We start from the raw sequence: 24,557 nt of genomic DNA, 5'->3' as shown, positions 1-24,557 counted from the left end.
CGGGCCGGCTACCAGGTGCCCTCGCCGGGCACCAGCCGCCCGGCCTTGCGGTACTCACGGCGGGCGCCCTCCAGGAGGTCGTCCGCCGTCACCGTGCCGCCGCGGCCCGCGGCGAGGTAGGCGGCGGTCACCACGGCGCTGCGGATGGAGCCGCCCGCCAGCTCGAACTCCCGGGCCAGCGGCGCCAGGTCGATGCCCTCGGCGGCCGGGACGTGCGACAGGCCGTGCCGCCACAGCGCCTGCCGCTGCCCGGCGTCGGGGAACGGGAAGTCGACCACCAGGTCGAGCCGGCGGGTGAACGCCTCGTCGATGTTGGCCCGCAGGTTGGTGGTGAGCAGCGCGATGCCGTCGAAGGACTCCAGCCGCTGGAGCAGGTAGGCGCTCTCCATGTTGGCGTACTTGTCGTGGGAGTCCTTGACCTCGGAGCGCTTGCCGAAGACGGCGTCGGCCTCGTCGAAGAGGAGGACGGCGTCGGTGCGGTCGGCCTCCGAGAAGATCCGTTCGAGGTTCTTCTCGGTCTCGCCGACGTACTTGTCCACGATCGAGGAGAGCTGGACGACGTAGAGGTCCAGGCCCAGGTCGGCGGCGACGACCTCGGCCGACAGGGTCTTGCCGGTGCCGGACTCGCCCGCGAACAGGCCGAGCACGCCCCGGCCGCGGCCGCCGCCGGCGCTGAGCCGCCAGTCGCCCAGGACCCGGTCGCGGTGCCGGGCGCGCAGGGCGAGTTCCCGGAGCTGGGTCAGCGGGGCGTCGGGCAGCACCAGGTCGTTCCAGTCGACCTCGGGGCGGATGCGGCGGGCGTGCCGTTCCAGGCCCGAGGCGGACTGCTGGCGGGCGGCGAGCCGGACGTGCGCGGCGCCCACCGGGACCCCGTCGAACGCGGCCAGGGACCGGGCGGCGCGGGCCGCGCGGGCGACGCGCTCGCCGCCGAGGTGGTACGGGGCGACGGTCGCCGCCAGGTCGAAGCCGTCGGTGTCCGGGCCCAGCGCGGTCCGCCACGCCGCCGTCCCGCCGGCCGGGCGGCGCGGCGCCTGGAGGACCAGGGGGTCGTGCGGGGACCACTCGGGGTCGTAGGGGCGGGTGCCGGTCAGCAGGACGGTCACGTCCGCCGCCGAGGTCAGCGCCCGGACCAGCGGGCCGGGCTCCTCGGGAAGCCGGGGCACGACGACGGCCCGGCCGGTGAGGCGGGCCTCGCGCAGCAGGCCGGGCACGTGGGCCTCGGTGCCGTCGAAGCGGAGCGCGTCCAGGCCCGCGGTGCGCAGGGCGGCGGCGGCCACGGCGAGGCCGTCGCCCTCCTGGCGCTCGCGGAGGTAGCCGGTGCACGGGCCGAGGCGCAGGCGGGCGGCGAGCCGGCGGACGAAGTCGGGGTCGTCGCCCTCGGGCGGGAGCCGCGGCATCGGCTGGAGGTGGCCCACCAGGGCGGCGTCGGGGGTGTCGTCGCCGAGCAGGTGCGCGGTCAGGCGTCCGGGTACGCGCAGGGACCGGGAGAGGAAGGGGCGTTCGGGCTCCGCCACCTCCAGCAGGCCCAGGGCGCGCAGCGGGGCGGAGGCGTGGAAGCGGGCGCGGGCGGCCGGGAGGTGCGCGGGCACCCCGCACAGGTCCAGGGCGAGGCCCACGGTGGCGCGGCGGCGGCTGACGTCGTCGTTGAGGTAGCCGTACAGCGGCTCGAAGGTGCGGTCCAGGTCCGGGGCGAGGGCGATGAGCAGGACGGCGGTGTCCAGTTCGGTCAGCCGCAGCCCGGCGGCCAGGCTGCCCAGCAGGTCGTCGGGGTCGGCCGGGGCGGACGGCGGGTCCTCGGACAGGCCGGGGTGCGGGGCGGCCTCGGGCCAGGTGTCCAGCAGGTGCCGTACGGCGTCCTCGGACAGGTACAGGCCGCGCAGCGGGTCGTCGGCCGTGGGGTCGTCGGCGGCCCGCCGGTCGACCAGTGCCCCCACGGCGTGCCGCAGCCCGGCCAGCCTCGCGAGCAGCGGCCGGGCCGGCTCGGCCGCCCGTCCGGCGGGTTGCTCTGCCGCCCGTCCGGCGGGTTGCTCGGCGGGCTGCTCGGCCGCCCGTCCGGAGGGCTGTTCGGCGGGCTGCTCGGCGGGCTGTTCGGGGAGCCCGTCGGCGGGGGCGCCGGCGGTCGGTGCGGAGGTGCTCATCGGTTCTCCGGGTCACGGGCGGCTCGGGCCGCCGCCACCTGGTGGGGGCGGTGGGCGCGCTCCGAGGACGGGGACGGGTCGTCGTCGTCCAGGGTGCCGATCCGGACCAGCGCGCCCTCGGTGACCGGGGGCCCGGCGTCGTACTCGGGGAAGGCCGGGAAGGGCGCGGTCACCACCAGGTCCAGGGAGGGCTTGAGTTCGCCGCCGAGGGCGGACCAGATCTCGGCGAGGGAACGGGACTCCGACTGCAGTCCCGACACCGTCAGCGGCACCGTCAGGCCCAGCTTCCCGAGCGCGCCCGGCAGCCCGGCTGCGGGCAGCAGTTCGTGCGGGAGCAGGGTGGCGAGGACGGCGGACAGCAGCCGGTGCTCGTCCTGCGGGGTCTTCGTCCACGCGGTCACCAGGTACGACAGCCGGAACCAGCGCGGCGGCTGGCGGCGCCGTACCACGATGGCCCGTTCGTCGCGGACGGCGGTGTGGCCGCGCTGGCGCCGGGAGACGTCCTCGCGGATGTCGTACAGATAGGTGTTGATCACGGGCCCGTTGCGCCGGGCCGCCCAGTCGCGGGTGGGTGCCTCGAAGGACACGTCGATGCCGGAGCCCGCGAGGACCCCGCCGTCGAGGAGGTCCTTGATGACCTGGTCCACCTCGTGGATCACTGCCGCGCTCCCGCTCTGCCGTCCCGCCGTACCGTCCTGACCCGCCACCTGGCCGTCGGGGCAGAAGAGTTGCCCCGCGAGCCGCCTTCGATCGCCCGTTCGGTCAGAGGTAGCCTTCCCGAAGGGCATAGGCCACGGCGTGCGCGCGGTTGCGCAGATGCAGGCGGGTGGTCAGCCCGTGCATGACGTTCTTGACGGTGCGTTCGGAGTAGGACAGCTTGCCGGCGATCTCCCCGGTGTCCAGGCCCTCGGACACCAGCCGCAGGACATCCACCTCGCGGGGAGTGAGGCCCATGGAAGGCGTGCCCGTCCGCCCGGACGTGCCCCGGTGCAGCGAGCCGACCTGGCTCATCAGCCGGCCGACCAGGTCGGCGGGCAGATCGCCGTCGCCCCGGGACGCGGCGAGGACCGCCTGCGCCAGCTTGTGGCCGGTGGCCTCCTGGCGCCACACGATGGCGCCGACCCCGCACTCGATGACGTCGAGCAGCTCGTTCTCGCGCAGCGCGCCCACCACGAGCACGGCCCGCGCCCCCTCGCTGCGCGCCACCCGGCGCAGCCGTACCAGCGCCGCCTCGTCGAGGGCGTCCTCGATCAGCAGCGCGACCGTGCCGGGACCGGACTCCTCGCGCAGGTCGATGTCCGGATGCCGGCGCAACTGCCCGACGGCACCCTCGAAGCTGATCGGATCGCGGGCGGTCACCGCCACGGGCACCCGGCGCCGCGTGGCGGCGATGCCGGTGTCCGTACCGGTCCGCAGTGTGGTGAGCAACCGTTTCCCCCCTGTTCACGGGCCCGTAGTCCGGCGAGGTCGGTAGACGGATGGGCGTGTTCCACACTTCTGTGAACCAGGTGGCGCGGGCAATCGTTGATAACCACGAGCCGCACCACGAGAACAGCGCGAGAACCCCTCACCCACCAAGACGGAACCGCAGCTCAGCGGTGGTGCGTCGACCGGACGGGGGTTCCGGCCGCGGCAGTTGTGGGACACCTCACACCACCATGAGGCGGGTTCGTCCCTCTCACCCACCAGAGCCCCAAGGGCAGGACAGGAGGCAAGGATGGAGGCAGTCATGACCCAGAAGCTGCGCGAACGCGCGGACGTCCTGGCGCTGCTCGCCGCCGAGGCCGAGCGTGTCCGCGGCGGTTCCGGGCGCCTGGTCCTGCTGCGCGGCGCCACCGGCACGGGCCGCACCGCCGTGCTGGAGGCCGCCGCCGAGCACGCCGCGGACCTCGGCATCCGGGTGCTGCGTGCCCGCTGCTCACCCCGGGAGACCGACGTGCCCCTGTCGACGGTCGGTCAGTTCTTCGCGCCCGCCCTGGGGTTCGCCTTCCCGGAACCCGGGGACGGCGGCCGGCTCTGGCAGACGCTGTGCGCGTACGCCGCCGAGGGCCCCGTGCTGCTCGCCGTGGACGACATCCACCTCGCCGACGACGCCTCGCGCCACTGGCTGGTGGAGGCGGCCCGCCGGGTCGACCGATTAGCGCTGCTCCTGGTCGTCACCGAGCGCAGCCAGTACGACATCGAACCGCCGCCCGCCGGCCTGACCCACACCCTGTCGCCGTCCCTCGTACGCACCCGCACCATCGCCCCGCTCGGCGACGACGCGGCCACCGGCCTGGTCCGCGCCGCCCGCCCGCTGGCCGGCGCGGCCTGGACCGCGGACTGCGTACGGGCCGCCGCGGGCAGCCCGCTGCTGCTGCACGCCCTCCTGGACGACCTGCACGGCATCCCGCAGCAGCCCGTGCCCGACACCTGCGCCGCGCTGTACCCCGGCGCCTACCCGGCGGCCGTCGCCTGGTGGCTGGAGAACGCCGGGCCGGCGACCGCCGAGGTGGCCCGGGTGCTCGCCGCGCTGGAACAGACCTGGGCCCCGGACAGCGACCCGGACCCGGCGGACCTGCTCGCCGAGGCGGCCGGCGCCGACCCGGACCGGGTGACCGGCTGGCTCACCGCCATGACCCGGATCGGCCTGCTGCGCCCGGACGCCGCCGGGCGCCGCCGCTACGCCCACCCGCTGCTGCGGGACGCCGTCCTCAGCAACTGGCCGGCCGCCCGCCGGCAGGCCGCGCACCGCACGGCCGCGCAGGCGATGCTCCGCCGGGGCGCCCGCGTCGAGGCGGTCGCCCGGCAGTTGCTGCGGGCCGGCCCGGTCGGCCTGCCCTGGGCGCTGCGCGTGCTGCGCGACGCGGCGACCCTCGCCGTCGACGAGGGCCGCCCCGAGGCCGCCGTCGGCTACCTCCGCCGCGCCCTGGACGAGCCGCTGCCGGACGGCCTGCGGCAACGGCTGCTGACCGAACTGGGCTCCCTGGAGTACGTGTCGGCCGGCGCCGCCTCCGCCATCGCCCGGCTGGCCGAGGCCCTGCACCTGCCCGCCGAGCCGCGCGACCGGGTCCGTACCGCCGTCGCCCTGGGCACCGCCCTGGCCGGCCGCGGCGAGGTGCGCACCGCGATGCGGATGCTGCGCCGCACCGAGGGCGGACTCGCCGGGCACCCGGGGCTGGCCCGCACCATGCAGACCGCCTCCGCGCTGCTCTCCGACCACGACCAGGGGCAGCGGCGGGAGGCGTACCGGTGGCTGAGCGAGGCCGCCGAACGCTCGCCCGAACGGGTCGGCACCGCCGGACAGGCCCTGCTCGTGCGGTACGCGGCCACGGCCGGGCTGATCTCGGCGCGGGACGCGATGGAACGGGTGCGCGCCCTGCTCGCGGAGCCCACCGACCCGCTCGCCGAGCCCTTCCTGCTGGGCACGGCCGCCGCCGTCGCCCAGTGGGCCGACGAACTCGACGAGGCGGACCGGCTGGTGGAACGCGGACTGGCCCTGCAACGCCTGTCCCTGCTGCACCCCACGCACCACGCGCTGGTCAACACCCGGGCGGACATCGCCGCCGCGCGGGGCGACCAGCACAAGCTCCTGGAGGTCCTCGCGGACGACACCGGCCGGGGCGCGGCGGCCGGGCCGTCCAACGCCGACGCCCACCGGGTGCTGGCGCTGGTGCACACCGGGCGCCCGGCCCAGGCGCGGCGGGTCGCGGACGGCTTCGACCTGAGCCGGGCACCGGACAACTGGGAGCTGAACCGCTTCCTGTACGCGCGGGGCGTGCTGCGGGCCGCCGAGGGCGACGGGCCGGGGGCGCTGCACGACTTCCTGGAGTGCGGGCGCCGGCAGGCCGCCCGGGAGGTGGTCAGCCCCGTCGTCACCCCGTGGCGCACCGCGGTCGCCGAGATCCGGCTGGCGGCGGGCCTGACCCGGGAGGCCGTGGCCCTCGCCGAGGAGGAATTGCGCCTGGCCCGGGTGTGGGACACCCCGCGCACGGTGGGCCGCGCCCTGCGGGTGCTGGGCGCCGCGACCGGCGGTCGGCGCGGCCGGGAGCTGGCCGCCGAGGCGGTCCGGGTCCTGCGGGAGGCCCCCGGCACCGACCTGGAGCTGATCCCGGCGCTGATCGCGCAGGGCAGGCAGTTCATGGCGGCGGGGGAGCGCTCCCACGCCCGTGACGTGCTGCGGGAGGCGGCGGAACGGGCCGAGCGGACGGGTGCCGTGCGGTGGGGCACGCTGGCCGGCGCGGCGCTGCGGGAGAGCGGTGCCCGCCGCGCCGCCACGCCCGGCACCGGGTCGGGCGCCCTCACGGTGAGCGAGCGCCGGATCGCGCGACTGGCCGCCGACGGCCGGACCAACACCGAGATCGCCGACCTGCTGCACCTCGCCCGGCGGACCGTGGAGACCCACCTGACCAGCGCCTACCGCAAGCTGCGGATACGCCGCCGGGCGGAACTGCGGGACGCGCTGGAGCGGGCGGGGGCGCCGGGGGCCGGGGGCGGGGGCGAGACGGCCGTGCCGGGGTGACCGCCGGGGTCGGGGGCCGGACCGACCGCGAAAGGGCGGCGTCCGGTCCTCCCGGACGGTTGACCAGGTACTCCCGGAGGGTCGACCAGGTCCTCCCGGACGGTCGACCAACGGACGTACGAGGAGCGTCGGCACGCTCGGTCAGCACCCCTCGGGCGGGTCAACCAGCGGACGTGCGAGGGCCGTGGACCCGCCCGTTCAACAGCTCCCGGGCGATCTCCAGTTGCTCGCGTTCCACCGGATCGCCGTCCTCCACGTTCCACAGGATGTTCTGCAGGGCCCGCCCCAGCGTCCAGGCGCGGGCCCGCTCCCGGTCGAGGCCGAGGACGTCGGTCAGCGCGTCGAAGCGCCAGCGGGTCTCGGCGGGGTCGTAGCGGTTGTCGAGGGCGGGCATCAGGTCGAACCCGGGGTCGCCGGACAGCGGCTTGGGGTCGATGGCGAGCCAGGGCGCGCGGTCGGCGGCGAGGACGTTGCCGTAGTGCAGGTCCCAGTGGAGCAGCCGGTCCCCGGGCTCGTCCGCGACCTCGCGCACGGCGGCGGCGCAGTCCGCGACCAGGCGCCGCGCCTCCGGGTCGGGGATGCGGGCGAGGGTCCACGGCGTGCGCTCCAGCATGCCCCGCGCGATGTCCCCGAGGCCGCGCAGGCCGGGCGGCGCGGGGGCGGCGGTGAGCCGGGCCAGCAGACGGGCGAGGACCAGGACGGCCTCGCGGGAGTCCGCGACCCGGCCCAGCGGCCGGGTGAAGTCCAGGCGTTCGAGCAGCATGGTGCCGGTGGCCGGGTCGTGGTCGAGCAGCCGTACCGCCCCCTCGCCGGCCCACCGGGCGAGGGCGACCGGTTCGCCCTCGGTCTCGTCGTCCAGGATCTGGAGCTTCAGCACGGCCGGGACGCCGTCCGCGCGGACGACGGGCAGCACCAGGGCGGCCCAGCCGTGCAGGGCGGGCCCGTCGCGCCGCAGTTCCCACCGGCCGAGGTACCGGGCGGCCAGCTCCGGCAGCGCGGCGACGAAGGCCCGCCCCGCCGCGCCGTTGTACTTGGCCTGACTCGCCGCGAGAGCTTGCGGTACGTCGATCACACCCGGGGACGCTACCGGCGCCCGCCGGCCGGGTCACCCGAATAAACGCGCGCCCGGGGCCCGAAGTCCACGGAATCCGAAGGGGACAGCGACCGCCGGCCCGGGTTACCGTCCCGCCCATGAGCAGCTCGACCAGCGGTGTCGTGAACGGTGGCATTTCCTTCTGGTACGCGGACGACGGCCTCCCGCCGGTGCGCGAGCCCCTCGCCGGGGACAGGTCGGCGGACGTCGTGATCGTCGGCGGCGGCTACACGGGACTGTGGACGGCCTACTACCTCAAACGCGCGGACCCGTCCCTGCGGATCACCGTCCTCGAACAGAAGTTCTGCGGGTACGGTGCCTCCGGCCGCAACGGCGGCTGGCTCTACAACGGCGTCGCCGGCCGCGACCGGTACGCGAAGCTGCACGGCCGGGACGCGGCGGCGCGGCTCCAGCGGGCGATGAACGACACCGTCGACGAGGTGATCCGGGCCGCCGGGGCCGAGGGCATCGACGCGGACCTGCACAAGGGCGGGGTCCTGGAGGTCGCCCGCACGCCCGCGCAGCTCGCCCGGCTGCGGGCGTTCCACGCGGCGGAACGGGCCTTCGGCGAGACGGACCGGGAGCTGTACGGCGCCCGGGAGACGGCCGGGCTGATCCGGGTCGCGGACGCGGTCGGCGCCACCTGGACGCCGCACGGGGCCCGGCTGCACCCGGCGAAACTGGCCAAGGGCCTCGCGGCGGCCGTCGAGCGGCTCGGCGTCACGCTGCACGAGTCGACGCCGGTCACCGAGATCCGCCCCGGGCACGCGGTCACGCCGTACGGCACGGTGCGGGCGCCCTGCGTCCTGCGGTGCACCGAAGGCTTCACGGCCTCCCTCAAGGGGCAGCGCCGGGCCTGGCTGCCCATGAACTCCTCGATGATCGTCACCGAGCCGCTGGGCGACGCCCGGTGGGAGGAGATCGGCTGGGCGGACCGGCAGACGCTCGGCGACATGGCCCACGCCTACATGTACGCCCAGCGCACGGCCGACGGCCGGATCGCCCTCGGCGGCCGGGGCGTGCCGTACCGCTACGGCTCCCGCACCGACGACGACGGCACGACGCATCCGGCGACGGTGACCGCCCTGCGGCACGTCCTGACCGACTTCTTCCCCTCCCTGGCCGGGGTGCGGATCGCCCACGCCTGGTCGGGGGTGCTCGGCGTCCCCCGCGACTGGTGCGCGACGGTCGCCCTCGACCCCGCGACCGGCCTCGGCCTGGCGGGCGGCTACGTCGGCTCCGGCGTCGCCACGGCCAACCTCGCGGCCCGCACCCTGCGCGACCTCGTCCTGCGGCAGGGCCCCACGGAACTGACCACCCTGCCCTGGACCGGCCACCACGTCCGCCCCTGGGAGCCCGAGCCACTGCGCTGGCTGGGCGTACACGCCCTGTACGCGGCCTACCGCGCGGCGGACCACCAGGAGGCGACCACATACCGCCCGACGACCTCCCCCCTGGCCCGCCTGGCCGACGCGATAGCGGGCCGAGGCTGACCGCGGCCCGCGGGTGACCGCGAGCGCTAACCCGCCGCCGCCCCCGCGGGGACCCCGTGGCGCGGGGCTCGGGCCGTCACCATCGTTCCCGCCGCTATCGCCGCCAGCAGCATCACCCCGGCCGCCACCCAGATCGCGACCGTGTAGCCGTGCACGACGCCCGCCCGGACGACCGCGGCCCGGCGGGACGGGTCGGTGAGGTGGGCGGTGACGTAGGACGCGCTGCTCGTCGTGGCGATCGTGTTCAGCAGGGCCGTGCCGATGGAACCGCCGACCTGCTGGGAGGTGTTGACCGTGGCCGAGGTGACCCCGGCGTCCTGGGGCGCGACCCCCGCCGTCGCCGTGGCGAACACCGGCATGAAGGTGAGTCCCATGCCGAGGCCCATCAGGATCAGCGCCGGCAGGATCTCCGTCGCGTACGCCGAGTGCACCGTCATCCGGGTGAGGATCACCATGCCGCCGGAGGCGAGGACCATCCCCGGCACCATCAGCAGCCGCGGCGGCACGTGGTGCAGCAGCCGTGCCGAGATCTGCGTCGCGCCGATGACGATGGCCGCGGTCAGCGGCAGGAACGCCAGCCCGGTCCGCACCGGCGAGTAGCCGAGGACGACCTGGAGGTAGTACGTCATGAACAGGAACAGCCCGAACATGCCGATCACCGCGAGCATCATGGTGAGGAAGCACCCCGCCCGGTTGCGGTCCCGCAGCACGTGCAGCGGCAGCAGCGGCATCGGAGCCCGGCCCTGCCACCACACGAACGCGGCGAGCAGCACCGCCCCGGCCGCGAACAGCCCGAGGACCAGCGGGTCCGTCCAGCCCCGCGACTCCGCCTCGCTGAAGCCGTAGACGAGCGCGACCAGGCCGCCGCAGCCCAGCACCACCCCGGGCACGTCGAGCCGGGCGTCCCCGCGCACCGGCCGGTCGTGCAGCAGCACCAGCGCGCCGATCACCGCGACGGCGGCGATGGGGACGTTGACGTACAGGCACCAGCGCCAGTCGAGGTACTCGGTGAGGACACCGCCGACGATGAAGCCGATCGCGCTGCCGCTGCCCGCCAGCGCGCCGTAGATCCCGAACGCCTTCCCCCGCTCCCTGGGATCGGTGAACGTCGTCGTCAGCAGCGACAGCGCGGCCGGCGCGAGGACCGCGGCGAACACCCCCTGGAGGGCGCGGGCGCCGAACAGCATCGCGGAACCGTTCGCCGCGCCGCCGAGCGCCGAGGCCACCGCGAACCCGACCAGGCCGGTCACGAAGGCGCGTTTGCGGCCCGCCAGGTCGGCGATCCGCCCGCCGAGCAGCAGCAGTCCGCCGAAGGCCAGCGTGTAGGCGGTGATCACCCACTGCCGGTTGCCGTCGCTCATGCCCAGGTCGCGCTGGGCGGAGGGCAGGGCGATGTTCACGATGGTCGCGTCGAGCACGACCATGAGCTGGGCCAGCGCGATCACCACCAGCCCCCACCAGCGGCGCGGATCGGTGTCCGGGGGCGTGACCGTCTCACCTGTCCGGGGGGCAGCCATCTGGCCAGCAGACCACGGTTCGGAGCGGTTCGCATCCGCGTCGGCGGGACTTCGTTTCGCGTCGGTCATGGTTCGAGGACCACCTTTCCGGTCGTGCGGCGGCCCTCCAGCGCCCGGTGCGCGGCGGCGGCCTCGGTGAGCGGGAAGCGCTGTACGGCGGGGACGAGCCGGCCCGCGGCCGCCTCGGCCAGGGCGCGCAGTTCGAGGGTGCGCAGCGGGTCGGGGCCGCCGGCCCGGCTCAGCATCGCGGGTCCGAGGACCTGTTCGGAGACGCCGTCGACGAGGTAGGGCTCGCCGTCGTGCAGGCCCGCCCCGGACCAGCCGAAGACGAGGTGCCTGCCGCCGGGCCCGAGCAGGGCGACGCACTCGCGGGCCGCGTCGCCGCCGACGCCGTCGAAGACGACGGTGGCGGCCCGCCCGCCCAGGTGGGCGCGGACCTTCTCCGGCCAGCCCGGCACCGTGTAGTCGACGGCGAGGCCGGCGCCGTTCGCGGCGACCCGGGCGACCTTCTCCGGGCCGCCCGCCAGGCCGATCACGGTGGCGCCGGCGTGCCGGGCGTACTGCACGAGCAGCGTGCCGATGCCGCCCGCCGCGGCCGGGACGAGGGCCACCGAGTCCGGGCCCAGCGCGGCGAACTGGAGTATCCCCAGCGTCGTACGGCCCGTGCCGATCATGGCGACGGCCGCCGCGAAGTCCAGGTTCGCGGGGATCTCGTGCAGGCGGGCGGCGTCGGTGACGGCGAGTTCGGCGTAGCCGCCGGGCGCGAAGCCGAGGTGGGCGACGACGCGCTTGCCGAGCCAGTCGCCCGGGGTGTCCGCGCCGAGGGCGTCGACCACGCCCGCGACCTCGCGGCCGGGGACGGTGGGCAGCGCGGGCGGCGCGGGCGCCGGGCCCCGGTGGCCCTCGCGCAGGGCGGTGTCCAGCAGGTGGACGCCCGCCGCGCGGACGGCGATCCGGACCTGGCCGGGGCCGGGTTCGGGGTCCTCGACCCGCTCGTAGGAGAGGTTCTCGGCCGGGCCGAAGGCGTGCAGACGGATGGCGTGCATCAAGGCTCCCTGGGGTGACGTCGTACGCCCCAGCCAACGGCCTCAAGCAAGCTTGAGGTCAAGCTCGTGCCGGCCCAGCGCCAGGGAGACCGCCGTCAGCGCGCTGTTGAACGACACCTCCGACAGCAGCCCCGGCGCCGCGACCTGGTCCCCGGCGAGGTACACCCCGTCGCCCCGGTCCACGGCCGGCCGGTCCCGCCAGGTGGTGCCGGGCGGGTCGACCGCGCCGGTACGGCCGTGCGCGACGGCCTCCCGCCGCCAGGCGACCCGCTCCCGCCAGCCCGGGAACCCCAGGTCGAGCAGGCGTTCGGCGCGGGCCGTCCCCTGCGCCCTGGACTCCTTCGGCCCGATCGGGATCTGCCCCTGGAGGAGCTGCTCGCCCGCCGGCGCCAGGGTGCGGTCCTGCGCGGTGAACCGCTCGATCCAGCCCGGCGCGTCCAGGTCGGACACCGCGAACGCGTCCCCCCGCCCGCTGCGCAGGGCCAGGTCGATCAGCGCGGTACGGCCGCTCGGCCAGGTCAGCGTGGCGTCGCCCAGCAGTCGGCGGGCGGCGTCCAGGGAGGTGGCGACGACGACCAGGGCGCCGGTGGGCAGGGTGTCGACCCGGGAGAGGGTCTCCACCCGGACCCCGAGGTTCCAGGCGCGGGCGGCCATCCGGTCGATCAGCGCCGACCAGCCGCCGCGCGGATAGTGCGCCTCGGGCGGCAGCTTCGCGGCCCGGCGCAGCCGCTCCTGCACGAAGGCGGCGGACAGCGCACCGGGGTCGTGGTGGAACAGGGCGACGGCACAGTAGTGGGCGGCGGCGCGGGCGCCCTCCTCGCCGGCCACCCCGGTGGCCCAGGTCAGGAAGTCGGCGTCGACGGGCGCGGGGCCGACCCGGGGGCCCAGCAGCTTCAGCATCGCCAGCGGCGGGGTGCGGCGCAGCGCGTCCCGGTGCCGGAACCGCAGCCGGGTCCCCTCCCGCGGCGGCAGGGGCGCCAGCGGGCCGATGAGGTCGCGCTGCCGCAGCCAGGCCCAGTGCGGGCCGCCGTTGTAGAGGGCGTGCGGGCCCTCGTTGGTCCGGTACGGCCCCTCGGCTGCGGTCCGCGCCCGGCCGCCGAGCGTGTGATGGGCCTCGTACAGGGTGACCTTGGCGCCCGCCTCGGCGGCGCTGACGGCCGCGGTGAGACCGGCGAAGCCGCCACCGATGACGGTGATGCGGTGCATGCGGGGCACACTCCCTTGGCTCGGGTTCTCCTGCTGCTACGACGGTCCCGTCGCGCGGAATGTGACATCGGCCCCCCGACGTGGACGTCCCCGCAGGTCAGGGGCGTTGTCAGTGGCGGGGTGCAGGATGGGCGGCATGGCGAGGAGAGCGGCGGGAGCGGCGGGGGAGACGGTGCGGGCGGCCCGGCGGCCCGAGGTGCGGTTGCCGGCCCTGGAAAGACACGAGGGCGGGCGGCTGGAGCCGGACGGGGACTACGACGGGCTGGACGTCCGGGAGACGGACCTCGCCGGGCAGGACGGCGCGGGCGCCCGCTTCATGGACTGCGCGCTGACGGGCTGCGCGCTGGACGAGACCTCGCTGCGCCGCGCCCGGCTGCTGGACTCGGTCCTCACCGGCGTCCGCGGCGTCGGCACCGACCTCGCCGAGGCCACCCTCCGGGACGTCGAGCTGGTCGACGCCCGGCTCGGCGGGACCCGGATGCACGGGGCGGTGCTGGAGCGGGTGCTGATCCGCGGCGGGAAGATCGACTTCCTGAATCTGCGGCGGGCCCGGCTCAAGGACGTCGTCTTCGAGGGCTGCGTCCTGGTCGAGCCCGACTTCGCCGGCGCCCGCCTGGAGCGGGTGGAGTTCGCCGACTGCGCCCTGCGCGGGGCCGACTTCTCCACGGCCGTCCTGACCGACGTCGACCTGCGCGGGGCCGCGCCGCTGGAGATCGCCCGGGGGGTGGACCGGCTCTCCGGGGCGGTGATCAGCCCTTCCCAGCTCCTGGACCTGGCCCCGGTGCTGGCGGCGGAGCTGGGGGTGCGGGTGGTGCCGTAGCGGCGCCGGGCGGGCAGCGGCGCCGGCCGGGTAGTGGCGTCGGGCGGACAGTGGTGCCGGGGGTCAGGGGACGCGGGGAAAGCGGGCCTGGAGGGTCCAGATCGCCGGGTTGTCCGCCAGGTCCTCGTGCATGTCGGTGAGGTCGGCGAGCAGATCGTGCAGGAAGTCCCGGGCCTCGCGGCGCAGTTCGGCGTGGGAGAAGGTGAGCGGCGGCTCGGACGCGGGCAGCCACTCCGCCTCGATGTCGACCCACCCGAACCGCCGCTCGAACAGCAGCCGGTCGGTGGACTCGGTGAAGTCCAGCTCCGCCCGCTGCGGCCGGGCGGCCCGGGACCCCGCCGGGTCCCGGTCGACGCGCTCCACGATGTCGCACAGCGCCCACGCGAAGTCCAGCACCGGCACCCAGCCCCAGGCCGTGGACACCTCCCGGTCCGTATCCGTGTCGGCGAGGTACACGTCCCCGGCGAACAGGTCGTGCCGCAGGGCATGGACGTCCGCCCGCCGGTAGTCGGTCTGCGGCGGATCGGGAAAACGGGAGGAGAGGGCGTAGCCGATGTCGAGCACGGGACGATGGTGCCACGCCGCCGCGCACGTCAGGGACGGTCCGGCCGGCCGTCCCCGTACAGCCAGTCCGCCCAGAGCGAGGTGAAGTCCTCGCCGGGGGCGCGCCGCTCGACGTACGCCGTGAAGTCGTCCGTGTCCGCGTTGCCGTGCCGGTGTTCGGCGGCCCAGTCGCGCAGCAGGGAGCGGAAGGCGGTGTCGCCGATCCGCTGCCGGATCTTGTGCAGGACCATCGCGCCGCGCTGGTAGACGGGGGCGGCGGAGAGGCGGGCCGCGTCGGGCGGCTCGGCGGGCGGGAACTCCCAGACGGCCTCGTTCTCCGCCGCACCGGCGAAGTAGCGGCCCTCGTACAGCGCGTCGAAGGTCCGCTGCGCGCTGTCCCCGCCGTGCCGCTCCTGCCAGAGCCACTCCGCGTAGGTGGCGAAGCCCTCGCTGAGCCACATGTCCCGCCAGGTCTTCGGCGTGACGGAGTCGCCGTACCACTGGTGGGCGAGTTCGTGGACCAGCAGGATCACGTCGGGGGCGCCGGGGAAGACCGGCCGGTTCTGGGTCTCCAGCGCGTAGCCGACGTCCTCCGGCCGGTCGACGATCGCGCCGGCGGAGGAGAACGGGTAGGGGCCGAAGAGGTCCCGCGCCCAGTCGAGGACCTCGGGCAGGCGCCGGAGCGGTTCCGCGCTCGCCGCCGCCTGCCGGGGGTCGACGGCGGTGTGCACCGGCAGCCCGTCCGGGGTGGCGGTGCTGCGGATCTGCCACCTGCCGATCGCGACCGTGGCGAGGTAGCTCGCCATCGGCTCGGCGGTCCGCCACCGGTACGTCGTGCGGCCCTTCGCGGTCGTCCGGCCGGCGGGTTCGCCGTTGGAGACGGCGGCCAGGCCCGCCGGGACGGTGACCGACAGGTCGTAGGACGCCTTGTCGGAGGGGTGGTGGTTGCCCGGGAACCAGGCCATCGACCCGGTGGGCTGGCCCAGCGCGAGCGCCCCGTCCGCGGTGCGCAGCCAGCCCTCCTCGGAGCCGTCCGGGTCGGTGATCGTCTCCGGCGCACCGGAGTACCGCACCGCCACCCGGAACGCCGTCCCCTCCGCCAGCTCCTCGGGCGGCCGGACGGTCAGCTCCTGGCCGGCGCGGTGGAACCGGGCCGGCCGCCCCCCGACGGTGACCTCGGTGACGGTCAGCCCCTTGAGGTCCAGGTTGAACGCGGAGAGGTCCTCGGTGGCCCGAGCGGTGAGCGTCGCCGTACCGGTCAGGCGGTGCGGGCCGGGCTCGTAGGCGAGGTCGAGGGCGTAGTGGCCGACGTCGTAGCCGTCGTTGCCCGCCTTCGGGAAGTACGGGTCGCGCACCCCGGAGCCGCCCGGGGAGCCCTGGACGCCGCCGCACGCGCCGAGCGCGGCGACGGCGGCGAGGGCGGTGCTCACGGCGAGCGGACGGGACGGGCGCACCCCGCGATCCTATGGGCCGTATGCGGTGATCGCGGCCGTCGGCGCCGGCCGGCCGGCGGTGATCAGCGGAGGTCAGCGGGCCAGCGCCGCCGCGCCCGCCCGCGCGAACTTCTCGTCCAGGTCGCCGGACGGGGCGCCCGCGACACCGATGCCGGCGACCGGGGCGTTCTTCGCGGTGACCGGGACCGCGCCGGCCAGGAACAGGGTGCCGGGGATGTCCTTCAGGTTCGGGGCGCCCGCGAGGCGCCCGGCCAGCTCGGAGGTGGGCGCGTTCCAGGAGACGGCGGTGTACGCCTTGCGCTCGGCGGACTCGTAGGACTGCGGGCCGGCGCCGTCGCCGCGCAGGGTGACGACCGTGTTGCCGTTGCGGTCGACGACGGCGACGGTGACCCGCTGGCTCTCCTTCTCGGCGGCGTCCAGCGCGGCCTGAGCGGCCTTGACGGCGGCGTCGACGGTCAGGTGGGTGGAGGTGGTGGTCGCCCGGGACGTGACGGAGGCGGCGGGGGCGGCGGCCGGGGCGGAGGCGTTGGGGCCGGCGCTGGCGGAGACCGTGCCGAAGGCGGTGGCGGCGACGGCGGCGAGCACGGTGGCGCCGGTGGCGACGCGGGTACGGCGGGAGAACGACTTGCGCATGGGTTCGCTCCTGAAGGGCTGGGGACCGGGCAGCCGCTGCGGTACCGGCTGCCTCCTGCCCCTCCACCCTCCGCCCCGGAGCCGGCCCGCCCGGTCGGCGTTCCGGCTGCTCACGGCGGGTGGAAAGGATGACGGCCGGGTCGTCCGATCGGTTGACCCCCGCCCCACGCCGGGCGGCGACAATGAGGGTGTGCCGTGTGCCGTGTGCCGTGTGCCACGTCACGGGTGGCGTGTCCCGTGTCCCGTGTCCCGTGTCCCGGAAGGAGGGTCGTGCCCGTGCCGAAGCCGTACGACCCCGACGCCCGGTGGCTCGGCGCCGTGCTGCACGCGGCGTTCTTCCTTCTGCTCGGCGGCGCCCTGGTCCGCTTCCTCCTGCGTCACCCGGGCGAGCCCCGCACCCCGTGGATCATCGCGCTGTCGCTCACCCTGGCGGTCCTGCACCTGCTCGGCCCCACCCTGAACGGCGACGGCCCCGGGTCCGTCCGACGCGAGCCCGCCCCGGACGCCCCCAGGACCCGTCCCGCCCGTCCCGCCCGCCCCGCCCGCATCGTCTCCTCCCGGCTCCGGCTGGTCGCCGTGGTCGCCGTCTGGATGGTGCTGGTCGTGCTCGCGCCCAGCTTCTCCTGGTGCGCGGTCCCGCTCCTCTACACCGGCCTGCGGACCCTCCCGGCGCGGGCCGCGCTGGTGCTGGTCGGCGTGCTCACGGTGTTCGTGGTCGCCGCCCAGCTCCGCCTCGCCGGCCGCTTCGACCCGAACCTGCTGCTGGCGCCGCCCGCCGTCGCCGCCCTGGCCACCGCCGTGTTCCTGCGCTCCGAACGGCAGGCGGCCCGGCAGCGCGCCCTCATCGACGACCTGCTCCGCACCCGCCGGGAACTCGCCGCCGCCGAGCGCCGCGAGGGCACCCTCGCCGAACGGCAACGGCTGTCCATGGAGATCCACGACACCCTCGCCCAGGGCCTGTCCAGCCAGCGGATGCTGCTCCAGGCCGCCGAGCGGGTCTGGGACACCGACGCGGACAAGGCCCTCACGCACGTCCGGTCGGCCGCGTCCGTCGCCGAGCACAACCTCGCCGAGGCCCGCCGCTTCGTCCACGACCTCGCCCCCGCCGACCTCGCCCGCGGCGGCGGCCTCCCGGCGGCCCTGCGGGCGCTGGCCGCGCGGGAGTCCGGGGACCACCTCACCGTCCGCGTCCACGTCGACGACGGCGGCCGGGACCCGCTGCTGCCCGACCGCGTCCGGTCGGCCCTGCTGCGCATCGCCCAGGGCGCCCTCGCCAACGTCCGCGAACACGCCGGCGCGCGGACCGCCGCCGTCACCCTCACCGTCCTGGACGACACCGCCCTGCTCGACATCGCCGACGACGGCCACGGCTTCGACCCCGGCGGACCGGCCGCCTCCCCGGCGGGCACCCGGGGGCACGGCCTGCCCGCGATGCGCGCCCGGCTGCGCCAGCTCGGCGGCACGCTGACCGTGGAGTCCGCCCCGGGCGAGGGCACCGTCGTCTCCGCCGCCGTCCCCCTGGAGCACCCCCGATGACCACCCCCGCCCCCGCGCCCGTGCGCGTCCTGGTCTGCGACGACCACGTCGTCGTACGCGCCGGACTGCTCGCGCTGCTCGACAGCGCCCCCGGCATCGAGGTGGTCGGCGAGGCCGGCACCGGCGAGGAGGCGCTCGCGCTGGCCGCGAAACTGGCGCCGGACGTGGTGCTGATGGACCTCCAGCTCGGCGCGGGCATCGACGGCATCGAGACCACCCGCCGGCTCACCACCGGCCCCGGCCCCCGCCCGCACGTCCTGGTCCTGACCACGTACGACACGGACGCCGACATCACCCGCGCGATCGCGGCCGGCGCCACCGGCTATCTGCTCAAGGCCGAGCGCCCCGAGGAACTCTTCGCCGCCCTGCACGCCGCCGCCCGGGGGCACACCGCGCTCTCCGCGCCCGTCGCCGGCCGGGTCATGGCCGGCCTGCGCAGCCCCCGCCCGGCCCTCACCGACCGCGAGCGGGACATCCTCGCCCAGTTGGCCCGCGGCCTGGGCAACCGGGAGATCGCCCGCGCCCTGTTCATCAGCGAGGCCACCGTGAAGACCCATCTGCGCCGCATCTACGACAAGCTCGGCGTCGACACCCGCACGGGCGCGGTCGCGACGGCGAAGGAACAGCGGCTGCTGCCGTGACCGCCCAGGGAAAAGCCCCCCGGCACACGGCCGAGGGGCCCTTCGGGCAGGAAAGCGGACGTCAGACGTTGACGCCGAAGTCCTGGGCGATGCCGACCAGGCCCGAGGCGTAGCCCTGGCCGACCGCGCGGAACTTCCACTCCGCGCCGTTGCGGTACAGCTCGCCGAAGACCATGGCCGTCTCCGTCGCCGCGTCCTCCGACAGGTCGTAGCGGGCGATCTCCGCGCCGCCGGCCTGGTTGACGATCCGGATGTAGGCGTTGCGGACCTGGCCGAAGTTCTGCGAGCGGTTCTCCGCGTCGTAGATCGAGACCGGGAAGACGATCTTGTCGACGTCGGCCGGGAGGGCGGCCAGGTTGACGTTGATCGCCTCGTCGTCGCCGGCGCCCTCGCCGGTGCGGTTGTCACCGGTGTGGACGATGGACTGGTCCGGCGTCTGCTTGTTGTTGAAGAAGACGAAGTGGGCGTCCGAGTAGACCTTGCCCTGGGTGTTCACCGCGATCGCGGAGGCGTCGAGGTCGAAGTCGGTGCCGGTGGTGGTGCGGACGTCCCAGCCGAGGCCCACGGTGACGGCGGTCAGGCCCGGAGCCTCCTTGGTGAGCGAGACGTTGCCACCCTTGGACAGGCTTACAGCCATTGTTGGGAGTCCCTTCCCTCGTGTACGTACGGCAAGAAAGCTACAGCTACCCCTATGAACGTCGAGGGAGGTCCACAAGGTTCCGGGTCGCTTTACTTTCTTTACCCGCGATATTCGGGTGACGTGGACCGGTCACCAGCGGGAACATGGACGGCATGTCCGGTCCCCATGTCATCCGCGGCTCCGTCCTGCTGCCCGAGGCGGAGCTGATGTGGCGCTTCTCGCGGTCGTCCGGGCCCGGCGGACAGCACGTCAACACCACCGACAGCCAGGTCGAGCTGCGTTTCGACCTGGCCCGCACCGAGGCGCTCCCCGAGGTGTGGAAGGAGCGGGCGCTGAAGCGCCTGGAGGGAAGGCTCACCGACGGCGTGCTCACCGTGCGCGCCTCCGAGCACCGCTCCCAGTGGCGCAACCGCGAGGCCGCCGCCGTACGCCTGGCCGCGCTGCTCGCCGAGGCCACCGCGCCCCCGCCCCGCCCCCGCCGCCCGACCCGCGTCCCGCGCGGCATCAACGAACGCCGGCTGCGGGAGAAGAAGCAGCGCGCCCAGACCAAGCGGGGCCGCACCGGCAAGAGCTGGGACTGAAGCGGCTGCTCGGGCAAGGTGCCGGTACCGCCCCGGCAGCGCTCGGGCCAGGTGCCGGTACCGCCCCCCCGCAGCGCTCACGCCAGGTGCCGGTACCGCCCCCGGAAGTACGTCAGCGGGCCGCCCTGTGTGCCCGGCACCCGCGCGCTCAGCACCCGTCCGATCACCAGGGTGTGGTCCCCGGCCGGCACCCGCTGCTCGGTGCGGCACTCCAGGGTCGCCAGCGCGCCGCCCACCAGCGGGGCGCCGGTGACCTCCCCGCGTGCGTACGAGAGGTCCTCGAACAGCAGCCGGTCGCTGATCCGGCCCTTCATCGCGAACCGGCCGGCGATCTGCCGCTGGCTCTCCGCCAGCACCGAGACCGCCCACAGCGGCTGCTCGTCGAGCAGGTCGTCCATCCGCGAGCCCTCCCGCAGGCTCACCAGCACCAGCGGCGGGTCGAGGGAGACCGACATGAAGGCCGTCGCCGTCATCCCCACGTCCTCGCCGCGCGGCGCGGACGGGTCGTCGGCGTCCAGCGGCGGCTCCGCGGCGGTCACCAGGACCACGCCCGAGGCGAGCTGGGACATGGCGGCGCGGAACTCCTCGTTGCTCACCCCCTCAGCATGCCCGGCGGCAGGGGACGGCGACGCGGAGGGGACGGGAGTGGCAGGGGTAGTGTTCGGCACCCCGTCACGCTAATCGCCGCCCCGCGCGGCCCGCATCGGGCCCCGGTCGCAAGCCGGACCTAGGACCACAGAACGAGCCGACCGGAGCGTTCAGGAAACGCACGGGAAAGTGCCGAAACGCCGCCCAATTGTTCATGTTTCGCTGTGACTTGAGTCACAAGGGGTAGGAATTGTTGACCCTGTGTACCGAGTGGGCAGCGCGCTGTGATTCAGTGGCGGGGAAGCTGCACGAGAACCCTTGATTCGCTGCGAGGTCTCGGGGGGAGGGCGAGCATGGAGGCCGAGTCGGAACCCTACGTCCGTCTTGCGTCCCTGCGGCAACTGCACCAGGCCATGGCCGACATGAACACGGCCCGCAGCCTGGCCGACACCCTGCAGACCGTGGCGGACGGCGTCGTGCACGCCCTCGGGTACGAACTGGCCTGCGTCAACCTCGTCCGCCCCGACGGCGACCTCGTGGTCGCCGCGTTCGCCGGCAACCAGGCCGCCGAGGCCCTCATCACCGGCCGGGTCGGCTCCCGCGACTCCTGGGAGCGCCGGCTGCGCATGGGCGAGCAGTGGGGCGACCTGGTGTTCATACCGCACACCGAGGGCTGGATTCTCGACGACGACGACGTACCCCAGTGGTACACCGACGGGCCCGCCCCACGCTTCGAGGACGAGTGGCACCCCTCCGACCGCCTCTTCGCCCCCATGTACGCGCCCGGTCCGCAGGGCGGCGGCAACAGCGGCGAGCTGATCGGCGTCCTGTCCGTGGACCGACCGCGCAACGGCCGCCGGCCCGGCGCCTGGGGCCGCGAGGCGCTCCAGATGTACGCCTTCCAGGCCGCCATCGCGATCAGCAACGCCCGGCTGCGCTCCAACATGCAGCGCGCCCTGGTCCGCCTGGAGCGCGAGCAGCAGGCCCTGCGCGCCAGCGAGGAGAGCTTCCGGCAGGCGTTCGAGTACGCCCCCTCCGGCATGGCCATCGCCGAGATGGGCGGCGACCAGCACGGCCGCATCCTGCGCAGCAACGACGCGCTGTGCCGCCTGCTGGGCCGCCCCGCCTCCGCGATGCGCCGCTACTCCTTCTCCGACCTGGTCCACCCCGAGGACATAGGCACCCTGCTCAGGACCTCCGCCGAGGGCGGGCGCGCCGAACTCCGGCTGGGCCGCCGCGACGGCACGTACGTCTGGGTCTCCCTGCGCAACAGCGTCGTCGCCGACGCCGCCGACGGCCCCCGCTTCCTCCTCACCCACGTCGAGGACATAGAGGAGCGCAAGCGCCGCGAACTGCAGTTGGCCCACCGCGCCTCGCACGACTCGCTCACCGGCCTGCCGAACTCCGCCGAACTGCGCTCCCGCCTTTCCGCCCGCCTCTGTCAGCGCCCCCAGCCGACCCTCCCGGCCGCGGTCGACGCGATGGACGCCGCCTACGGCGACCCGGTCCTCGACTCCGGCGGCCACTACTTCGACTTCCCGCCGAGCCCCGAGTCGTACGACGCCTACGACCACCATGTGCACACCGTCGCCCCCGAGGACGGCCGCGACGACGGCACCAAGGGGCTCGCGGTCCTCTTCTGCGACCTCGACGGCTTCAAGTCGATCAACGACCGGTTCGGGCACAACGCGGGCGACGCCGTCCTCATCGAGGTCGCCCGGCGGCTCTCCGGCGGCGTCCGCGACGGCGACACCGTGGCCCGGCTCGGCGGCGACGAGTTCGTGATCCTCGCCGACGGCCTCGGCCGGGCCGACGCCGCCGACCTCGCCGTACGGCTGCGCAACGAGATCATCCAGCCGATCCGGGCCGAGGGCCGGGCCGTCCGCGTGGGCGCCAGCTTCGGCATCGGCTGGGCGCACTGCGGCATGACCGCCGACGAGGTGCTGAAGTCCGCCGACGAGCGGATGTACGTCGAGAAACGATCTCGTCCCAAACAGCACCGGCGGGCCGGATGATCCCCAGGTCAGCGCGTTGACGCCGTTCCGGCCACCCGTTCGGGGCAGCAAGAGCGGGTAGGCTCGGCCTCTCACCACGTACATCGCACACGCACCGCACCTGGTTAGGAGACCTAGGGATGACGCCCGGCAACAACGGCGCGAGCACGCCCGAGGACGACGACCCCTTCGGCTACCTGTACGCCGACGGGCAGGCCAACGGGGCCCAGCCGCCGTCAGGCGGCTACGGCTACCCGGGCTCGGTCAACCGGGTGCGTCCGGTCGGGACCCGTCAGTACGGCCAGCAGGCGCCCGCCGCGCCGCCCGCCGCCCCGCCCCAGGGCGCCTACGGCAGGCCGAACCCGCACTACGCCGCCCCGGAGACGCTGCCCGGCGGCGGCGCCCCCACCGCCCCGCAGCAGCCGGCGCACGGCGGCGGACGCGGCGGCGGGCGGCGCGGCCCCAACACCAAGGGCCTGCTGATCGGCGCCATCGCGGTGGTCGCCGCGGTCGTCATCGGCATCGCCGTGGCCATGACCGGCGGCGGCGACGAGGACGACAAGGGCGGCGACCAGGCCGGCGCCGCCACCACCCCCACCCAGAGCCAGAGCGGCGAGCCCAGCCCGTCCGCCGGCGACGACGACGAGCAGCAGGCCGACCTGCCCGCCGCGGGCGCCCAGAGCCTCCAGGTCGCCGGCGGCGCCGCGCAGGCCACCGACGTCGAGGGCGCCCGGTCCGAGGGCGGCACCTACATCGGCGGCCTGGACCGGACGGGCGCCTCGGTCACCTGGACGGTCGACGGCATCCCCAAGGCCGGCGCCTACACCCTCTTCGCCCGCTACAGCGCGACCGGCGAGGACCAGTCGATGACCCTGACGGTCAACGGCAAGGTCTTCGGCAGCAAGCTCAACCTGGGCAACTTCACCAAGGCCGAGGACGGCGACTTCGCCAAGGGCTGGACCGAGACCTATGCCTACCCGACCCTGAACAAGGGCACCAACACCCTCACGATCTCCTGCCAGGACGGCGACAAGTGCGACGTCCTGCTGGACCAGCTCAGCCTCAAGGAAGGCCAGGTCACCCGCTAGGGCCGACCGGAGGCGGACCTCAGGCCGCGGTGGCCTCCGCGGTCACCGTCACCCGGCCCAGCAGCTCCGGGTAGGCCGCGCGGTCGAACTCGCCCGCCGCCGGGGCCAGCACCGTCGCCGCCGACAGGGCGACCGCGCGGGCCAGCTTGTCCGGCCAGGGCAGCCCGTCCGCCAGGCCCGACAGCAGACCCGCCACCACCGAGTCACCGGCGCCCGTCGGGTTGCCGCGCAGCCTGGCGGGCGGCGCCGCCCGCCAGCGGCCCTCCTCGGTCACCGCGAGCAGCCCCTCGCCGCCCAGCGAGGCCACCACCGAGCGGGCACCCCGCCGGCGGGCGTCCCGGGTGGCCCGCAGCGGCTCGTGCGCGCCGGTCAGCTCGGCCAGCTCCGCCGCGTTCGGCTTGATCAGGTCCGGCCGGGCGGCGACCCCCCGGCGCAGCGGCTCCCCGCCGGTGTCCAGCAGCACCGGCACCCCGGCGGCGCGCGCCGCGCGCACCAGCCCGGCGTAGGCGCCCACCGGCACGCCCGGCGGCAGACTGCCGCACAGGGCCACCGCCGAGACCCCGGGGAGCAGACCCTCGTACGCCTCCTGGAAGGCGCCCCACTCGGCGGGGGAGACCAGCGGACCGGGCTCGTCGAGCCGGGTGGCGTCGCCGGTGCCCTCGTCGACGACGGCGACCGTGCGCCGGGTCGCGCCGCCGATCGGCACCAGCGCGTCCACGACCCCCGGCACCGCGCTGAGCGCCTCCCGCACGACGCGCCCGGTCGCGCCGCCGGTGAAGCCGGTGACCGTCACCGCGTGGCCGAGGGCGGCGAGCACCCGGGCCGCGTTGACGCCCTTGCCGCCCGGCCGCTCGGTCACCTCGGTGACCCGGTGCGAGCGGTGCGGGGTCAGGCTCCGGACGCGATAGGTGATGTCGAGAGCGGTGTTCAGCGTCACCGTGAGGATCACCGGGCCGGCCTCCCCCGTCTGCTTGCGCGTGTGTGCCATGGGTCCAGAAGGCACGATCATGCCAAACGGCGGGCCGGTCGGCCCAGTCCCGCGTCG

General features: G+C 75.4%; 21 protein-coding genes. 8 read left to right on the top strand and 13 right to left on the bottom strand.

The window, feature by feature from the left end; genetic code table 11:
• Positions 1-8: 8 nt before the first annotated feature.
• The 3 genes from ACFY32_RS04095 to ACFY32_RS04085 all read right to left on the bottom strand — a co-directional run bounded on the left by ACFY32_RS04095 (position 9) and on the right by ACFY32_RS04085 (position 3,566).
• Entirely contained in the window at positions 9-2,138 is a 2,130-nt protein-coding gene (locus ACFY32_RS04095) for an AAA family ATPase (protein WP_390673367.1), read from the bottom strand.
• A complete protein-coding gene (locus ACFY32_RS04090) occupies positions 2,135-2,797 on the bottom strand; it encodes a DUF4255 domain-containing protein (protein ID WP_359194781.1) in 663 nt (220 codons plus the stop codon). The genes ACFY32_RS04095 and ACFY32_RS04090 overlap by 4 nt, the downstream gene beginning before the upstream one ends.
• Before the next feature lie 103 nt (positions 2,798-2,900).
• Positions 2,901-3,566: a LuxR C-terminal-related transcriptional regulator gene (locus tag ACFY32_RS04085; protein ID WP_359194784.1), complete on the bottom strand. Its 666-nt coding sequence runs from the start codon at positions 3,564-3,566 to the stop codon at positions 2,901-2,903.
• Positions 3,567-3,867: 301 nt separating this feature from the next.
• Between ACFY32_RS04085 and ACFY32_RS04080 the strand changes: the two genes are divergently transcribed.
• A complete protein-coding gene (locus ACFY32_RS04080; protein ID WP_390673366.1) occupies positions 3,868-6,639 on the top strand; it encodes an ATP-binding protein in 2,772 nt (923 codons plus the stop codon).
• A gap of 160 nt (positions 6,640-6,799) precedes the next feature.
• On the opposite strand, the gene ACFY32_RS04075 is transcribed toward ACFY32_RS04080, so the two are convergent.
• Positions 6,800-7,711 (bottom strand): aminoglycoside phosphotransferase family protein, encoded by a 912-nt coding sequence (locus ACFY32_RS04075; RefSeq protein ID WP_359194790.1) that lies wholly within the window; start codon positions 7,709-7,711, stop codon positions 6,800-6,802.
• Positions 7,712-7,830: 119 nt separating this feature from the next.
• Here ACFY32_RS04075 and ACFY32_RS04070 point away from each other — a divergent pair, with 119 nt between their 5' ends.
• Positions 7,831-9,225, top strand: coding sequence for an NAD(P)/FAD-dependent oxidoreductase (locus tag ACFY32_RS04070; protein WP_390673365.1), 1,395 nt, complete (start codon positions 7,831-7,833; stop codon positions 9,223-9,225).
• A 26-nt stretch (positions 9,226-9,251) separates the two neighbouring features.
• Here the strand turns inward: ACFY32_RS04070 and ACFY32_RS04065 are convergent, their stop codons facing one another.
• From ACFY32_RS04065 to ACFY32_RS04055, 3 genes are all read right to left on the bottom strand, one after another.
• A complete protein-coding gene (locus ACFY32_RS04065) occupies positions 9,252-10,742 on the bottom strand; it encodes an MFS transporter (protein ID WP_359194796.1) in 1,491 nt (496 codons plus the stop codon).
• Between the two features lie 65 nt (positions 10,743-10,807).
• Positions 10,808-11,788, bottom strand: a complete 981-nt coding sequence (locus ACFY32_RS04060) for a zinc-binding dehydrogenase (protein ID WP_359194799.1) — start codon at positions 11,786-11,788, stop codon at positions 10,808-10,810.
• A gap of 42 nt (positions 11,789-11,830) precedes the next feature.
• Entirely contained in the window at positions 11,831-12,994 is a 1,164-nt protein-coding gene (locus ACFY32_RS04055; RefSeq protein ID WP_390673364.1) for an FAD-dependent oxidoreductase, read from the bottom strand.
• Between the two features lie 136 nt (positions 12,995-13,130).
• Between ACFY32_RS04055 and ACFY32_RS04050 the strand changes: the two genes are divergently transcribed.
• Positions 13,131-13,814 carry a pentapeptide repeat-containing protein gene (locus ACFY32_RS04050; RefSeq protein WP_359194804.1) on the top strand — a complete coding sequence of 228 codons (684 nt, stop codon included), beginning with the start codon at positions 13,131-13,133 and terminating at the stop codon, positions 13,812-13,814.
• Between the two features lie 63 nt (positions 13,815-13,877).
• Here ACFY32_RS04050 and ACFY32_RS04045 read toward each other — a convergent pair whose 3' ends face one another.
• From ACFY32_RS04045 to ACFY32_RS04035, 3 genes are all read right to left on the bottom strand, one after another.
• The gene (locus tag ACFY32_RS04045; RefSeq protein WP_359194806.1) at positions 13,878-14,378 is read right to left on the bottom strand and encodes a hypothetical protein; all 501 of its coding nucleotides are present in this window, start codon (positions 14,376-14,378) and stop codon (positions 13,878-13,880) included.
• 29 nt (positions 14,379-14,407) lie between these two features.
• Positions 14,408-15,811, bottom strand: coding sequence for a M1 family metallopeptidase (locus ACFY32_RS04040; RefSeq protein WP_359194809.1), 1,404 nt, complete (start codon positions 15,809-15,811; stop codon positions 14,408-14,410).
• A 72-nt stretch (positions 15,812-15,883) separates the two neighbouring features.
• Positions 15,884-16,444, bottom strand: a complete 561-nt coding sequence (locus ACFY32_RS04035; protein ID WP_359194812.1) for a heme-binding protein — start codon at positions 16,442-16,444, stop codon at positions 15,884-15,886.
• Positions 16,445-16,720: 276 nt separating this feature from the next.
• Here ACFY32_RS04035 and ACFY32_RS04030 point away from each other — a divergent pair, with 276 nt between their 5' ends.
• Positions 16,721-17,980: a sensor histidine kinase gene (locus tag ACFY32_RS04030; RefSeq protein ID WP_390673363.1), complete on the top strand. Its 1,260-nt coding sequence runs from the start codon at positions 16,721-16,723 to the stop codon at positions 17,978-17,980.
• Positions 17,977-18,621, top strand: a complete 645-nt coding sequence (locus tag ACFY32_RS04025; RefSeq protein ID WP_359194818.1) for a response regulator transcription factor — start codon at positions 17,977-17,979, stop codon at positions 18,619-18,621. Before ACFY32_RS04030 ends, ACFY32_RS04025 begins: the two co-directional genes overlap by 4 nt.
• Before the next feature lie 61 nt (positions 18,622-18,682).
• Here ACFY32_RS04025 and ACFY32_RS04020 read toward each other — a convergent pair whose 3' ends face one another.
• Positions 18,683-19,258: a TerD family protein gene (locus ACFY32_RS04020; RefSeq protein ID WP_359194821.1), complete on the bottom strand. Its 576-nt coding sequence runs from the start codon at positions 19,256-19,258 to the stop codon at positions 18,683-18,685.
• A 146-nt stretch (positions 19,259-19,404) separates the two neighbouring features.
• Between ACFY32_RS04020 and arfB the strand changes: the two genes are divergently transcribed.
• Positions 19,405-19,842, top strand: a complete 438-nt coding sequence (gene arfB / locus ACFY32_RS04015; RefSeq protein WP_359194824.1) for an alternative ribosome rescue aminoacyl-tRNA hydrolase ArfB — start codon at positions 19,405-19,407, stop codon at positions 19,840-19,842.
• Between the two features lie 77 nt (positions 19,843-19,919).
• Here the strand turns inward: arfB and ACFY32_RS04010 are convergent, their stop codons facing one another.
• Complete coding sequence (locus ACFY32_RS04010; protein WP_359194827.1) at positions 19,920-20,510, bottom strand: flavin reductase family protein; 591 nt, start codon at positions 20,508-20,510, stop codon at positions 19,920-19,922.
• Positions 20,511-20,783: 273 nt separating this feature from the next.
• Between ACFY32_RS04010 and cdgB the strand changes: the two genes are divergently transcribed.
• The gene (gene cdgB, locus ACFY32_RS04005; RefSeq protein ID WP_390673362.1) at positions 20,784-22,445 is read left to right on the top strand and encodes a diguanylate cyclase CdgB; all 1,662 of its coding nucleotides are present in this window, start codon (positions 20,784-20,786) and stop codon (positions 22,443-22,445) included.
• Positions 22,446-22,564: 119 nt separating this feature from the next.
• Complete coding sequence (locus tag ACFY32_RS04000; protein WP_359194833.1) at positions 22,565-23,512, top strand: carbohydrate-binding protein; 948 nt, start codon at positions 22,565-22,567, stop codon at positions 23,510-23,512.
• A gap of 19 nt (positions 23,513-23,531) precedes the next feature.
• Here the strand turns inward: ACFY32_RS04000 and ACFY32_RS03995 are convergent, their stop codons facing one another.
• Positions 23,532-24,461, bottom strand: coding sequence for a 1-phosphofructokinase family hexose kinase (locus tag ACFY32_RS03995; RefSeq protein ID WP_390673425.1), 930 nt, complete (start codon positions 24,459-24,461; stop codon positions 23,532-23,534).
• Between the last annotated feature and the right edge of the window lie 96 nt (positions 24,462-24,557).

It is taken from the genome of Streptomyces sp. NPDC000134, from assembly GCF_042899225.1.
GTDB lineage: Bacteria > Actinomycetota > Actinomycetes > Streptomycetales > Streptomycetaceae > Streptomyces.
This window is presented reverse-complemented; position numbering and strand designations above follow the sequence as displayed.

Excerpts from the sequence above, each read along its gene's own strand:
- ACFY32_RS04025 (WP_359194818.1), top strand. The coding sequence starts at position 17,977 with ATGACCACCCCCGCCCCCGCGCCCGTGCGCGTCCTGGTCTGCGACGAC.
- ACFY32_RS04060 (WP_359194799.1), bottom strand. The coding sequence starts at position 11,788 with ATGCACGCCATCCGTCTGCACGCCTTCGGCCCGGCCGAGAACCTCTCC.
- arfB (WP_359194824.1), top strand. The coding sequence starts at position 19,405 with ATGGACGGCATGTCCGGTCCCCATGTCATCCGCGGCTCCGTCCTGCTG.
- ACFY32_RS04070 (WP_390673365.1), top strand. The coding sequence starts at position 7,831 with ATGAGCAGCTCGACCAGCGGTGTCGTGAACGGTGGCATTTCCTTCTGG.
- ACFY32_RS04000 (WP_359194833.1), top strand. The coding sequence starts at position 22,565 with ATGACGCCCGGCAACAACGGCGCGAGCACGCCCGAGGACGACGACCCC.
- ACFY32_RS04035 (WP_359194812.1), bottom strand. The coding sequence starts at position 16,444 with ATGCGCAAGTCGTTCTCCCGCCGTACCCGCGTCGCCACCGGCGCCACC.
- ACFY32_RS04065 (WP_359194796.1), bottom strand. The coding sequence starts at position 10,742 with ATGGCTGCCCCCCGGACAGGTGAGACGGTCACGCCCCCGGACACCGAT.
- ACFY32_RS04055 (WP_390673364.1), bottom strand. The coding sequence starts at position 12,994 with ATGCACCGCATCACCGTCATCGGTGGCGGCTTCGCCGGTCTCACCGCG.
- ACFY32_RS04020 (WP_359194821.1), bottom strand. The coding sequence starts at position 19,258 with ATGGCTGTAAGCCTGTCCAAGGGTGGCAACGTCTCGCTCACCAAGGAG.
- ACFY32_RS04080 (WP_390673366.1), top strand. The coding sequence starts at position 3,868 with ATGACCCAGAAGCTGCGCGAACGCGCGGACGTCCTGGCGCTGCTCGCC.
- ACFY32_RS04095 (WP_390673367.1), bottom strand. The coding sequence starts at position 2,138 with ATGAGCACCTCCGCACCGACCGCCGGCGCCCCCGCCGACGGGCTCCCC.
- cdgB (WP_390673362.1), top strand. The coding sequence starts at position 20,784 with ATGGAGGCCGAGTCGGAACCCTACGTCCGTCTTGCGTCCCTGCGGCAA.
- ACFY32_RS04050 (WP_359194804.1), top strand. The coding sequence starts at position 13,131 with ATGGCGAGGAGAGCGGCGGGAGCGGCGGGGGAGACGGTGCGGGCGGCC.